At 55.1% G+C, this 12,402-nt stretch carries 14 protein-coding genes; 5 read left to right on the top strand and 9 right to left on the bottom strand.

Translation table 11 applies throughout. The features are described 5' to 3' along the window. Positions 1-84: 84 nt before the first annotated feature. Positions 85-753, bottom strand: a complete 669-nt coding sequence (locus F3J28_RS03150; protein WP_008454985.1) for a Crp/Fnr family transcriptional regulator — start codon at positions 751-753, stop codon at positions 85-87. Positions 754-1,034: 281 nt separating this feature from the next. Between F3J28_RS03150 and deoD the strand changes: the two genes are divergently transcribed. Together deoD and F3J28_RS03140 are read left to right on the top strand one after the other, a co-directional pair. Further along, positions 1,035-1,748 (top strand): purine-nucleoside phosphorylase, encoded by a 714-nt coding sequence (deoD, locus tag F3J28_RS03145; protein WP_286178017.1) that lies wholly within the window; start codon positions 1,035-1,037, stop codon positions 1,746-1,748. Between the two features lie 22 nt (positions 1,749-1,770). After that, the gene (locus F3J28_RS03140) at positions 1,771-3,297 is read left to right on the top strand and encodes a purine-cytosine permease family protein (RefSeq protein WP_166872689.1); all 1,527 of its coding nucleotides are present in this window, start codon (positions 1,771-1,773) and stop codon (positions 3,295-3,297) included. A gap of 17 nt (positions 3,298-3,314) precedes the next feature. On the opposite strand, the gene F3J28_RS03135 is transcribed toward F3J28_RS03140, so the two are convergent. After that, complete coding sequence (locus tag F3J28_RS03135) at positions 3,315-4,214, bottom strand: LysR family transcriptional regulator (RefSeq protein ID WP_166872686.1); 900 nt, start codon at positions 4,212-4,214, stop codon at positions 3,315-3,317. Between the two features lie 110 nt (positions 4,215-4,324). Here F3J28_RS03135 and F3J28_RS03130 point away from each other — a divergent pair, with 110 nt between their 5' ends. After that, the gene (locus tag F3J28_RS03130; RefSeq protein ID WP_166872683.1) at positions 4,325-5,701 is read left to right on the top strand and encodes an MFS transporter; all 1,377 of its coding nucleotides are present in this window, start codon (positions 4,325-4,327) and stop codon (positions 5,699-5,701) included. A gap of 3 nt (positions 5,702-5,704) precedes the next feature. Continuing rightward, complete coding sequence (locus F3J28_RS03125; protein WP_166872680.1) at positions 5,705-6,079, top strand: DUF4440 domain-containing protein; 375 nt, start codon at positions 5,705-5,707, stop codon at positions 6,077-6,079. 49 nt (positions 6,080-6,128) lie between these two features. On the opposite strand, the gene F3J28_RS03120 is transcribed toward F3J28_RS03125, so the two are convergent. From F3J28_RS03120 to fusA, 5 genes are all read right to left on the bottom strand, one after another. Next, a complete protein-coding gene (locus tag F3J28_RS03120; RefSeq protein WP_166872678.1) occupies positions 6,129-6,587 on the bottom strand; it encodes a tautomerase family protein in 459 nt (152 codons plus the stop codon). A 16-nt stretch (positions 6,588-6,603) separates the two neighbouring features. Further along, a complete protein-coding gene (locus tag F3J28_RS03115; protein WP_166872675.1) occupies positions 6,604-7,077 on the bottom strand; it encodes a MarR family winged helix-turn-helix transcriptional regulator in 474 nt (157 codons plus the stop codon). Positions 7,078-7,247: 170 nt separating this feature from the next. Further along, complete coding sequence (gene proR / locus F3J28_RS03110) at positions 7,248-7,550, bottom strand: transcriptional regulator ProR (protein WP_166872672.1); 303 nt, start codon at positions 7,548-7,550, stop codon at positions 7,248-7,250. Next, the gene (locus tag F3J28_RS03105; protein ID WP_166872668.1) at positions 7,535-7,909 is read right to left on the bottom strand and encodes a type II toxin-antitoxin system RelE/ParE family toxin; all 375 of its coding nucleotides are present in this window, start codon (positions 7,907-7,909) and stop codon (positions 7,535-7,537) included. The genes proR and F3J28_RS03105 overlap by 16 nt, the downstream gene beginning before the upstream one ends. Before the next feature lie 221 nt (positions 7,910-8,130). Further along, entirely contained in the window at positions 8,131-10,230 is a 2,100-nt protein-coding gene (gene fusA, locus F3J28_RS03100) for an elongation factor G (RefSeq protein WP_166872664.1), read from the bottom strand. A 202-nt stretch (positions 10,231-10,432) separates the two neighbouring features. On the opposite strand from fusA, the gene F3J28_RS03095 reads away from it, so the two are divergent. Then, on the top strand, positions 10,433-10,741 hold the full coding sequence (locus F3J28_RS03095) for an ArsR/SmtB family transcription factor (RefSeq protein ID WP_008455004.1): 309 nt from the start codon (positions 10,433-10,435) through the stop codon (positions 10,739-10,741). 37 nt (positions 10,742-10,778) lie between these two features. Here F3J28_RS03095 and F3J28_RS03090 read toward each other — a convergent pair whose 3' ends face one another. Continuing rightward, a complete protein-coding gene (locus tag F3J28_RS03090) occupies positions 10,779-11,114 on the bottom strand; it encodes a DUF496 family protein (protein WP_008455006.1) in 336 nt (111 codons plus the stop codon). Between the two features lie 173 nt (positions 11,115-11,287). Further along, entirely contained in the window at positions 11,288-12,346 is a 1,059-nt protein-coding gene (locus F3J28_RS03085; RefSeq protein WP_166872661.1) for an FUSC family protein, read from the bottom strand. Positions 12,347-12,402: the final 56 nt, after the last annotated feature.

Below are 12,402 nucleotides of genomic sequence, written 5' to 3'. Positions count from 1 at the left end.
GCACTACTCCATGGCGGATAACGTATTGCCGGAGTCTATCACTGTTTTTTCTTTGCTTTTTAGCCGTTTGCTATAAAAAAACTGCTAACTAATTCGCCCAGGATTCGTTAGCACCTGGCGGAATTTTTCTATGTCGCAAATCACGTATTCATGGGCCACTTTCTGAATGTACTGCTCTTCTATCAGCTGGTTGATCACCCGGCGGTAGGTTCTCTCGGAGCAGCCAAACCGTTCAGCCTCGCGGGATACCTGTGAGAAGTCCACCAGCGGCTTGCTCTGCTGATGGCGTTCATACAGGTCGGCCACGATGTTAAACACCAGCGGCTGCAGGAAACGCTCCATGGTTCTCGCCATCCCGCGCTGGTAGCTGGTGGAAAGCAGCTGGCTGAGCCAGACGCCGACTTCCGCGTGGCTGGTCAGAATGGTGTCCATCATCGCCAGCGGGATGACTTTGACCGTCATGGTGTCGTGGGCAACGACCGAGAACTGGCTCGGCGTGTGGGTGAGATATTCGATTTCGCCGATGATAGTGTCGCTGACAAAGCGCTGCCCGAGACTGAACGCTTTCCCGTTTTCGGCGTTGTAGTGCATGGTGTACTCGCCGAGCGTGATCCAGTAGAGCGCTTTGATCTCTTCGCCCTGGCGCAGAATAAATTCGTCGGGGCCGATCTCTTTGCTTTTCAGCGGCGCGGCGTACACGGCATCGCGTAGGATCTGGTGCCCGCGCTGAGCGAATTGCTGAATAATATTCATGGTGTTGTCGCTCTCCGGCAGGCTGCCTCGCAGCTAAATAACGTCAAGTATTGCCTGTTTCGCCAGAATCTGCGGCGAAAAAGGCGGCTGAGATTAACTATCGCCCCTCGGTATTGTCAATACTCCGCGTTTTACTCCCCCCTCACCAGCCCTGGCGTGTCACTTTTCTTGCAAAGGCAAAAATCAAATTTGTGATCGCCGTCGGCCTGGTCGGACATTTGCCTTTTTCTACAAGCAGCGAGATTTCTATCGTAATGGCATAAAACCAGCCAGGAGATCGTCTGATGACGCCACATATTAACGCCAACCCCGGCGACTTTGCCGAAACCGTGATCATGCCCGGCGACCCGCTGCGCGCGCAGTACATTGCGCAGACGTATTTAACCGATGCAAAGCGCGTGTGCGATACCCGCAATATGTTTGGCTTTACCGGCCACTACAAAGGCAAGCGACTTTCCGTGATGGCTCACGGGATGGGCATTCCGTCCGTTTCCATTTACGCCCATGAATTGATCAACGCCTTTGGTGTGAAACAGCTTATTCGCATCGGCACCTGCGGCGCGGTAGATGAAAGCGTGGATATGCGCCACGTGATTGTCGCCACCGGCGCGGGCACCTCATCTTCGGTAAACCGCGACCGCTTTGGCGGCTACGACTACGCCGCCGTACCGGATTTTGATCTGCTGCGTCGTTGCTGGACAGCGGCCGAGCAACACAATATTCCGACCCGGTTCGGCAACACTTTTACCAACGACCTGCTGTACGACAAACCCGAAGGCATGCTCCCTGCCCTCAAAAAGATGAACATCCTTGCGGTGGAAATGGAAACCTCGGCGCTGTTCACTATCGCCGCGCAGTACCGCGCCAAAGCCCTGAGCCTGCTGACCGCCTGCGTAAGCAGCGTCACGGGGGAAGAGCCGACGGCAGAAGAACTACAAAACACGTTAGACAACATGATTGAGCTCGCTTTAGAAACCGCACTTCTCTGCGATTGATTTCTCCCATAAGGGTTCTCCGATGACAAACTCTACACATCAGCCGGCCTCGGGCGGCATAAAAGTTGAAGCAAACGGCGTGAATGCCGTCCCGGAAGCTGAGCGCTACGGCAAACCCGCCGGGCTGTTTCCGATCTGGTTTTCCTGGAACGTCTCTATTCTGGGGATGACCTACGGCATTTACGTTTACTCACTTGGCCTGAGCGTCTGGCAGTCAATCACCGCCGGGATTATCGGCTACCTGCTTTCCTGCTGCCTGGTCGGCGTGCTGGCGGTGGGCGGGCCAAGAACTGGCCTGCCTACGCTGACCCAGACCCGCTTCTGTTTCGGCTATCACGGCAATAAATTCCCGACGCTGTTCGCCTATATCTCCAACATGGGCTGGAAAATCACCATTATTACCCTTGCCTCGTCCACTGGCGCGGCGCTGTTCGCCAAACTCTGGCCTGCGGCTTTTGCGCTGGCGGACGGCAAACCTACGCTGGTGTGTATTCTCGGCTGGTTCATCGTCAGCCTGGCGCTGACCATGTCGGTCGCCATTTATGGTCACCAGCTGATCATGAAGGTGGAGAAATACATCGCCTGGCTGACCGGGTTTATGAGTATCATCTTTATCTTCCTGATGCTGCCGCATATTCACTGGGAAAAGCTGGGCCAGAGCGCGGCGCACGGCGACCTGTTGACCTACATCGGCGGCGTGGTGATGGCGATGACGATGGTGGGCCTTGGCTTCCTGAACTACGGCGGCGACTTCGCGCGCTATTTGCCGAAGAAAACCCAGGCCTCGAAGGTTATTTTCTGGACGACGACGGGGATTTCTCTGCCGGTGAGCATTCTGCTGGTGCTGGGCGCATTCCTTGCCGACAGCAACCCGGACCTGAGCGCGGCGGCGGCGCAGTCGCCTATTGCCTCGCTGACTAACCTGCTGCCGTTCTGGTTCTACGTGCCGTTCTCCATTGTGATTATTGTTTCGCTGCTGGCGGCGGCAATTACCGGCGTATACAGTTCAGGTCTTGCCCTGCTGGCGCTTGGTATTCCGGCCAGCCGCGCCACGACGACCACGCTGAACGCGGCTATCATCGGCTTCGGCGCGTTCTACCTGATGTTTATTTCCGATTCGTTCCTGGCGACCTTCCAGTCGTTCCTGGCCTCTATTTCGGTGGTGATCGGCTCCGCCGGGGCGATTCAGCTGATCGACTTCCTGCGCCAGAAGCGCCTGGGCTGGGATGTGGCGATGGCGAATAAAGCGGGTTTTGGTGGCCGCGATGGCCGCTGGACGGCACTGCTTTCACTGGGTATCGCGACCTTTGTGGGGCTGGGCACAATTACTTCCGGTGACCCGTACATCGCGCACGTGGTGGGCTTCCTGCTGACGGAAGAAACCCGCCACAGCGTCTTTGCGACGGCGAACCTGGGCGTTATTGTCTCGATGCTGACCGGGGGCGTATTGTATTCGCTGCTGACCTTCGGCCTGAAAATTGAGCTGCCGGGCATTTCGTCTGCACAAGCGGCTTCAACAGTGCAGGGTAAAACCCAAAAAGCGCTGTAAGCAGAAAAACAGGCCCGCTAAGCGGGTCTGTTATTTTCCCACTGCTGCAAAAAGTCTATCAGCGCACGCACCTTCGCCGGAACATGCTTCGTGTTCGGGTAAACCGCATAAATTCCCTGGGACGGGAAACGGTATTCCGGCAGCAGATGCTGCAGCTCACCGCACTCTATCGCATTGCGCACCAGCCATTCGGGTAATAAGCCTACGCCACAACCCTGAACCACAAAAGCCATGAGAGCCGCCGCCGTGTCGGTCATAAAACGGGCTGGCCCGGTTATCGTTAGCTCCCGAGTTTCCTGGTCAGGCCCAATGACCTGCCATTCTCTGGGGGTCGGCAGCCGACGATGAATGACCCATTCCGCTTCGGCCAGCGCCTCCAGGCTGCCAATCGGGTTACGCTCAAGCCACTGCGGCGCGGCAACCGCCACAATCTCGAACCGCTCGATCAGCGCCGCGCGGTAGGATGAATCCGCCAGCTTGCCCAGGCGAATAGCCACGTCAAACTGCCCGGAGATAAGATTAGCCGGAGCAGATGAAGATTCGTGCCGGATGGTCAGCCCCGGATGCAGCCTGCCAAAGGCGCTTAACGCCGGGATAACCTTTGCCTGGCCGTATTCCGGCGTTGTCGAAATACTCAGTTCGCCAGAAAATCCGCCGTGATGCCCCTGCACATCTTCCACCAGCGCTTCGCTCTCCCTTAACAGCTGCAGAGCGCGCTGGTAAAACACTTCCCCCGCCTGGGTTAACGCCACGCGCCGCGTGGAGCGTACAAGCAGCGAAACGCCAAGTTCCGCTTCAAGCTGGCGAACGTTAAAGCTGATCGCCGCTTTCGTTTGCTGCATGGACTGCGCTGCCGCGGTAAATCCCCCGGCCTCCACCACCGCAACAAACTGCGCCACCCGCTGCAAGTTGAGCATGCCAATTCGCCTGATTATCAAATTATTTTTGACAGTGTATCAGCCGGAACGGGATTTATCCGCCTCGCAGAACCTGCTGAAATCGCCTTTTCTTTTTCACGAGAGCCGCCATGCCTTATCGCTACAGGGTTGCCGTCGTTTATCTGCTCGGTTTTTTTCTCGACTTAATCAATATGTTTATCTCCAACGTTGCCTGGCCTGAAATGGGGAGGGAGTTTCACGCGCCGGTTACCGAGCTGGCGTGGATAAGCCACGGCTATCTTTGCGGCCTGACGCTGGTTATCCCCTGCAGCGCGTGGCTGACGCAGCGGCTGGGTGCCAGGCGCCTGTTTATGCTTTCTTTGGGGCTTTTCTCTCTCGGCACGCTGGCTTCCGGCCTGGCTCCCGGCCTTGAAACGCTGGTCGCCGCACGTATTCTGCAGGGCGTCGGAGGCGGACTGCTCATCCCTGTTGGCCAGGCCCTGACCTGGCAGCTTTTTGCGGTGCACGAGCGGGCAAAGCTTTCCTCGGCAATTATGCTGGTTGCGCTGCTGGCTCCGGCGCTTTCGCCAACCGCAGGTGGATTGCTGGTGGAATCTTTTGGCTGGCGCTGGATATTTCTCTCCAGCCTGCCGCTGGCGCTGCTGACACTAGTTCTGGCTGGATTTTGGCTAAAACCTGCAGAGCAACAAACTGCCCGCAGGCCGCTGGACGTTAAAGGGCTAATGCTGGGTTCGGCGGGGCTATTCGCTATTTTGCTGGGCGTCACGCAGGCCGGAAACCCGTCGGCTCATGGCGCGGCATTAGTGTGGCTCATCGCTGGCATGCTTATTCTTTGGCTTTTTATTCGCCGGAATGGCAAACATCCGACCCCGCTGTTCAGCCTGCCGCTGCTGGCAGATCCTCTGCTGCGTTACGCCATGCTGGTTTACCAGTGCATTCCGGGGATTTTTATGGGCACCAGCCTGGTCAGCATTGTCTATCTGCAAACGCAGTTGGGCCTGTCTGCCACTCAAACCGGAATGTTGATGCTGCCGTGGGCGATGGCTTCTTTTGTCGCGATTTCATTTACCGGCAAGATGTTTAATCGCCTCGGCCCTCGCCCGCTGATAGCCGCCGGGGGCATATTTCAGTCCGCAGGGATTTTGCTGCTCACACAAATCAACTCCGGCGAGCAAGCCTCGTGGCTGGTAGCTGCTTACGCGTTGATGGGCCTGGGGGGAAGTCTTTCCAGCAGCACAGCGCAGAGCACCGCTTTTATCGCCATCCCGTCGGAGGCTATGCCGGAAGCGAGCGCACTGTGGAATATTAATCGCCAGTTAAGTTTTTGCTTTGGCGTGGCGCTACTGAGCCTGCTGTTGACTGTTTTACAAACGCTGATGCCCGCCCCTCGCGCTTATTTTTTCACTTTTAGCCTTGCCGCCGCCGGGACTCTTGCCCCGCTGGTTTACGCCTGGCGGCTCAACAATCAGCAGATTAAAAATCAACTGACCCAAAAGGAACTCTGAGCAATGAATATCTGGTTTGAAGAAGTGATTGAGGCCCATGTTGCCATTGAGCAATGGCTTGGTGCGGGCAAGGGGGAGCTGGAAGCGCTGCTGGCATGCTTTGCAAACGACTATTCTATGGTCGCGCTGAGCGGCGCAAAGCTGGATTACCCGGCACTTTGCGGCTTTTTCCGTACCAGCGGCGGCAGCCGCGAAGGGCTGGCGATTGAGGTCGATAACCTCCAGTTGCTTGACGAATGGCCGCAGGGCGCCGCCGTGCTTTACCGCGAAACGCAAACGCTGAACGGCTCTACCACCGTGCGCTGGTCTACAGTTGTTTTCCGCAAGGAAGGTAGCAAGGTGCTCTGGCGGCATTTGCAGGAAACCGGGCAACTTTAATTTTTCTTGCTTTGAAGGGGATGCCGGGCGGGCCTCCCCTTTTGCAAAACTACAGTGTGAAATTAGCATGGGTCACGCCCAGCGCTTCAAGGCGATGCTGGAGATCGGCGGGGAGTGCCTCAAACCATCTTTTTTCTTCACCAGGAAGCGGCAGGATATGTCCGTACTCCAGCATGTTGTCTGGCTCAATGTTGTTGAGGTAAATCCAGATATCTTCTGCCGCCACGCCCGTGAGAGAGGCAATGTCTGTTTTAAGCGCCAGTATAAGTTGCTGCAGCTGGGATTTTGTTCTTCCGGCACGGATATCAGCACGAACCCAAATATGCTCGCCCGCAGGCTCTCCGCCAAGATAACGAATTTTATTGGCGTCCTCTTCAATCACGACCTGTACAAACCAGGAAGGCGCGCCCGTGGCTTCGGTATGCCGCGCAGTGATGGCGTGAGCCAGCCGGTGTTTATCCACGTCTGAAACGCGATTTTTGGGAAGGTGGCAATAATAGGTAGGCATTAGCGTATTCCTGGTCTTAAGGGCGAATTTTTGTACCGAACTCATCTGAGGCAACCAGCGCCAACAGGGAGAGCAGCGCCTGATGCTGTTCAGCCGTGAGCGCGTTTTCAAACCGCTTTTGCAGCTCCGCCCAAATCAAATGCGACTCTTCCAGCTTTGCCCTGCCACTCGCGGTCAGCGTCACGCGCTTCAAACGCTTGTCTTTTTCGCCGGGGGATAACGCGAGATAACCATCGCGGATCAGCGGTTTTATGTTGTGCGAAAGCGCCGTTTTATCCAGCACCAGTACTTCGGCGAGCAGCGTCATGGTGGGGGATTGCAGTTGGTCTACATGACGCAGAATCGTACGTTGGGTAGTTTTCAGTCCGCAGGCCTGGAGGGCCTCGTCGTAGATTTGGGAGATCCTTCGCGTAGCCTTGCGCAATGCCGTTGCATTGCAGGGAGGCGTCGTATCGTCGTAAAAGCTGATAATTTTGTCGTTGAGCGTCATGGGACCGGCCATCTTCAAGAGATGGCGATAAGGGTGCGCCGATTAAGTTGCATATGCAACTATTATATTTTACATTTGCCCTTAACGAAGAGAAATGACACCAGATATTGGCTGCCAGAAAGAAGGTGTCGCTGGTGAAAAATGAGGTCGGCGAGCCACTCCCCACCTCATTAGAGGGCGATATTGAAATGCGTGCCGTCCGGCAGCTCGATATCCAGCTTAACCTTCCCCCCCGCCGCCTCAACGTAACGCTTGAGGGAAGAAAGCTTGATGTCGCGGCCTTTTTTTTCCATTTCGGCAACGGTTGGCTGCTTCACGCCCAGCTTCTGCGCCATCTCAGTCTGCGTTTTTCTGACTTTGTCACGAAGTTCAGCCAGATGGATATTCAGCAGCATTTCGTCGGCCATGGCCTGCGCGGCGGCCACCACTTCGGGTTTTTCTTCGGCAAGTAGCTGTTCTAGTGTTCGACCCATTCTGTTTGTTCCTTTTCCGTTAACTGTTTCGGATGAGCTGCAAATTCCTTATCGGCCCGAGGAATCATGACGTCATAAAACCGCTTCTCGTTTCCGACCTTGTTACCTGCACACAACAGGATGGCACAACGCCTTATATCAAAAGCGAAAAATAGCCTTAATGGTTCACCTTTGCATTGAACACGCAGCTCTTTCATGTTCGCGTATTGCGACCCTCTCACGGTGTCAGCGTAAGGCCTGCTTAACAAAGGTCCCCTGCTCTTTAGCAACACCATTGATGCTATAACACAGGCTTTGGTTGCATCATCCGATGCCGTAAACCAGGCATCAAACGTATCCGTCATTTTAATCGACCACACATCGCCCCCCGCAATATAGGTTAAATGCTATATAGGAACAAGCCTATGTGCCGATTGTGTGAGCAAAGGCCCGGTTAATCATTTGGCCTTGGGTGAATGGTCGAGAGAGATTCGGAAATGAATAATGACGTTCAGCGAGTTGCAGCCTCACTGGAAACGGACTCGTAAATTTGCTCGGATGAAAGGTGAATGAGAAAACCCCATCCACCCTGACTGACTAATTATGATTTACGGCTGGCAATAATATCGTCGGCCACGTTACGCGGCGCTTCGGCATAATGATGGAACTCCATGCTGTAGGTCGCCCTGCCCTGAGACATTGAGCGCAGCGTGGTGGAATAACCAAACATTTCTGCCAGCGGGACATCGGCCCGAATAATCTGGCTGCCAAAGCGTTCTTCCATGCCCTGCACCATGCCGCGACGGGAAGAGAGGTCGCCCATAATGTTACCGGCGTAGTCTTCCGGCGTTTCCACTTCGACGTGCATGATAGGCTCCAGAATAACCGGATCCGCTTTGCGCACGGCGTCCTTGAAACCGAAGATCGCCGCCATCCTGAACGCCATTTCCGAAGAGTCGACGTCATGGTAAGAGCCGAAGGTCAGCGTGGCTTTGACGTCCACCACAGGGTAACCGGCGAGCACACCTGTATTCATTGCCTCACGCAGACCTTTTTCCACAGAAGGAATGAACTCGCGTGGCACTACGCCCCCTTTGGTGGCATCTTCAAACACAAAGCCTTTGCCCGGCTCAAGCGGTTCGAGCGTCAGCACTACATGTCCATACTGGCCTTTACCGCCTGACTGCCGCACAAATTTCCCTTCCACGTCTTTCGCCGTTTTACGGATCGTTTCGCGGTAGGTGACCTGTGGCCGGCCAATATTGGCTTCCACGCCAAACTCTCGCTTCATGCGGTCAACGATGATTTCCAGGTGAAGCTCGCCCATGCCGGAGATGATCGTCTGGCCGGATTCTTCGTCCGTATGCAGGCGAAAAGAGGGATCTTCCGCCGCTAAACGCTGCAGCGCGATACCCATTTTCTCCTGGTCGGCCTTGGTCTTCGGCTCGATAGCGAGGGAAATCACCGGCTCAGGGAACTCCATTCGCTCAAGCGTGATCGCCGCATTCGGGTCGGTTAACGTATCGCCAGTGGTGACGTCTTTCAGCCCTACGCAGGCGGCGATATCACCGGCGCGCAGCTCATCCACCTCGTGGCGGTCGTTCGCATGCATCTGCACAATACGTCCGATACGCTCCTTTTTGCCTTTCACCGGGTTGTAAACCGAATCGCCTTTTTTCAGCACGCCGGAATAAACACGGATAAAGGTCAGTTGTCCAACATACGGGTCGGTCATCAGCTTGAAAGCCAGCGCCGAGAAGGGTTCATCATCACTGGGATGGCGTTCCGCGTGTTCCCCCTTTTCATCCACGCCGTCAATGGCAGGAATGTCGAGCGGAGACGGCATCAGCTCTACCACCGCATCCAGCATGCGCTGCACGCCTTTGTTTTTAAACGCGCTGCCGCACAGCATCGGCTGAATTTCCCCGGAAATGGTGCGCTTGCGCAGGCCGGTAATAATTTCCGCTTCGCTCAGATCGCCGGTTTCCAGGTATTTATCCATTAGCTCATCGTCAGCTTCCGCCGCCGCAGAGACCATTTTTTCGCGCCACAGTTGTGCAGTCTGCAGCAAATCCTGCGGCACAGGCCCATAGCTGAACGTCATGCCCTGGGTCGCATCGTCCCAGATAATGGCGCGCATTTTGATGAGGTCCACCACGCCAGTGAAGCTGTCTTCTGCCCCGACCGGGATGACGATGGGAACAGGATTGGCTTTCAGGCGGTCAATCATCATCTGCACCACACGGAAGAAATCAGCGCCCGGGCGGTCCATTTTGTTAACGAAGGCCAACCGCGGCACGCGGTACTTATTTGCCTGCCGCCAAACGGTTTCTGACTGCGGCTGCACGCCGCCCACTGAGTCGTAAACCATTACCGCGCCGTCCAGCACACGCATGGATCGCTCCACCTCAATGGTGAAGTCCACGTGTCCCGGCGTGTCGATGATGTTGATACGGTGCGGTTCAAAACCGCGATCCATACCCGGCCAGAAGCAGCTCACCGCGGCGGACGTAATGGTAATACCGCGCTCTTGCTCCTGAGCCATCCAGTCTGTCGTTGCTGCGCCATCGTGAACTTCACCCAGTTTGTGGCTCATGCCGGTGTAAAACAAAATACGTTCGGTCGTGGTTGTTTTACCGGCATCAATATGGGCTGAAATACCAATGTTGCGATAGCGTTCGAGAGGGATGGGTCGGGGCATGATGTGTCCTTAGTCTTGTTGACTGTTAAGCGACGGCCACTATGGCCGCCAGAGTTGTTCGCCATCAGCATAGTACAATTGTACGAGTATATTCGAACAATTTGAGCTATCGTTAATATCAATACATTCGAAGGGCATCAAGTTTGCTATCAAGTTTGCTATAGTAGCCGGCCGCCGTGCCGCCACCGCCTACAGGAAGAGTATGATCGCCAACCATCCGGAACGAGAACAAATCCGCCTTGAAAATGTGCTTTTTGCGCTGGGCAACCCTTTGCGGATGGGGATCGTCAGATCGCTTGCCGGGGGGGAAGAGCTTACCTGTGGCGCTTTAATTCAGGACGTGGCGAAGTCGACCATGACCCACCACTGGCGGGTTCTGCGCGATAGCGGCGTAATCTGGCAGCGCCCTCAGGGACGTGAAAATTTGATTTCGTTGAGGCGTGAAGATCTGGATGCTCGGTTCCCCGGACTGCTGGAAACCTTACTGCGGGTGATGGTGAACGAAGCATAAAAAAACCGCCCTGAAGGCGGTTTTTTCATCGCTGAAGTTATTCAGACTTGGTGTCAGCAACTTTCTGCTCGCCCATCACTTTCAGCTTCTTAGAGATCTCGCGACGCTCTTTAGACAGCTCGGCGTTTTTGATGATGTAGTCATCCACGCGGTCTTCGTAGTCGGTTTTCATGCTGGCAATGATGCCCTGCACCGCTTCGATACTCATGCCTGGCTTGATGTAGTCGCTCAGGTTATCAAGCAGCAGCACGCGCTTTTGGTTGTCACGGATCTTTTTCTCTACGTCCTGAATTTCACGCTGCAGTTTGTTTTTACGACGGAACAGACGAACAAACTCCAGAACGTCCTGGAAGGTAGGTTTGATATTTTCCATTTTTACACCCCTGCTAAATTGGTACTCGGATTCGTTAAGACAACCGCCATAACCTTAGTAGTAGCGGTTGACGATTACAATTTTTTGTCAGTCTCACTAACGGGCTTGCCCTATCTTAACCTCAATTTCTGCTGAATCGAAACAAGCATTGTCATTTCTGTGCTTTACGCGCGCTATTTGCGCAGTGCGCGGCAAATGAGGTGCGACAGCAGCTCAAGCTGGCGGGCCAGTTCAAGGCTAAGCCAGACGTAGCCGTGAATAGGCGTTTCCTGCAGCTGACTGCCCTTGCCCTCCTCCATCAACTGGCGAAGTTCAAAAACGATCTCATTCAGTTTCTCGGTGTTGGCTGAGATGGGCGAAGGGTTCCCTTCATACAGCGCCGTTGCAATGGCCGACAGTGTACGCTGCGTCATTTGCTGCGTATCGCGCAGCGTATGGGCGTTGATCATCACAAAATGACTTTCCCGCGTCGCCCAATAGGCGTTGATTTGCAGCTCAAGGGTGCAAACCATGTTGCGATTAATGGTCTGAATCGCCTCAAAGACTGACTTCTGAATACGGGTTTCCTTACCCGCGGGGCCAATCAGGGCGCGCATCTTGACCACGTCATTCAGGATTTTCTGCAACGGTTTTTCCAGCCGTGGGCGCTCCACAAGGTTTGGCGAGAACCCCGCAGTGTAGATTTTGCTAAACGCCTGCACGAAGGTCGCCATCTGGATACGCCAGTGGATAAACGCCCGCTGTGGGTAAACGCTGGTAAACAGCATGGCCAGAAGCGAGCCGAAGATAACGTCGCCGCTGCGCCACAGAGCAACTTCCATATCCCCCGGCGGCGCCCCTACAACCACGGAGAGCGTGATGCCGATAAGTAACGCCTGGTAGGGACGTTTACCCAGCGCCAGATAGCCGCACAGGAACATCGCCAACCCGCACCAGATAATCATCAGCGGCAGCGAAAAAAGCTCCAGCTTGAGGGCTATCAGCCCGATGGCCGCGCCAAAAATGGTGCCGCCAATACGCTGGAAGGCGCGCGGAACCACGTTCCCCCAAAAGGAAATGGGGCCCATCACCACCACCAGTGTGATAAGCGGCCAGGTGCCTTCGGGGATGTTCAGCAGACGAACCAGAACAAATGTCAGCACAAAAGCAAGGGCGATACGTATGCCGTGGGCAACGCGATAGTTACGGTAAATACGGATCTCAAACGGGGTCAGTGATTTGTCGGGGCGCACACCCGGCTCTCCGAAAATAAAAAAGAAATTGTACCCGTTTTTCTCACAAAGAAATC

This window comes from Enterobacter sp. Ap-1006 (assembly GCF_011752835.1).
In the GTDB taxonomy this organism is placed as follows: Bacteria; Pseudomonadota; Gammaproteobacteria; order Enterobacterales; family Enterobacteriaceae; genus Cedecea.
The sequence above is the reverse complement of the archived record's forward strand: the minus strand, read 5'-3'. Positions and strand labels throughout refer to the sequence as shown.

What these genes read in the sequence shown, in the direction of transcription:
- F3J28_RS03135 (WP_166872686.1), bottom strand. Translation starts at nt 4,214, where the DNA reads ATGCTCAACTTGCAGCGGGTGGCGCAGTTTGTTGCGGTGGTGGAGGCC.
- F3J28_RS03095 (WP_008455004.1), top strand. Translation starts at nt 10,433, where the DNA reads ATGATCGCCAACCATCCGGAACGAGAACAAATCCGCCTTGAAAATGTG.
- F3J28_RS03125 (WP_166872680.1), top strand. Translation starts at nt 5,705, where the DNA reads ATGAATATCTGGTTTGAAGAAGTGATTGAGGCCCATGTTGCCATTGAG.
- F3J28_RS03120 (WP_166872678.1), bottom strand. Translation starts at nt 6,587, where the DNA reads ATGCCTACCTATTATTGCCACCTTCCCAAAAATCGCGTTTCAGACGTG.
- F3J28_RS03090 (WP_008455006.1), bottom strand. Translation starts at nt 11,114, where the DNA reads ATGGAAAATATCAAACCTACCTTCCAGGACGTTCTGGAGTTTGTTCGT.
- F3J28_RS03150 (WP_008454985.1), bottom strand. Translation starts at nt 753, where the DNA reads ATGAATATTATTCAGCAATTCGCTCAGCGCGGGCACCAGATCCTACGC.
- F3J28_RS03115 (WP_166872675.1), bottom strand. Translation starts at nt 7,077, where the DNA reads ATGACGCTCAACGACAAAATTATCAGCTTTTACGACGATACGACGCCT.
- F3J28_RS03130 (WP_166872683.1), top strand. Translation starts at nt 4,325, where the DNA reads ATGCCTTATCGCTACAGGGTTGCCGTCGTTTATCTGCTCGGTTTTTTT.
- fusA (WP_166872664.1), bottom strand. Translation starts at nt 10,230, where the DNA reads ATGCCCCGACCCATCCCTCTCGAACGCTATCGCAACATTGGTATTTCA.
- proR (WP_166872672.1), bottom strand. Translation starts at nt 7,550, where the DNA reads ATGGGTCGAACACTAGAACAGCTACTTGCCGAAGAAAAACCCGAAGTG.
- F3J28_RS03140 (WP_166872689.1), top strand. Translation starts at nt 1,771, where the DNA reads ATGACAAACTCTACACATCAGCCGGCCTCGGGCGGCATAAAAGTTGAA.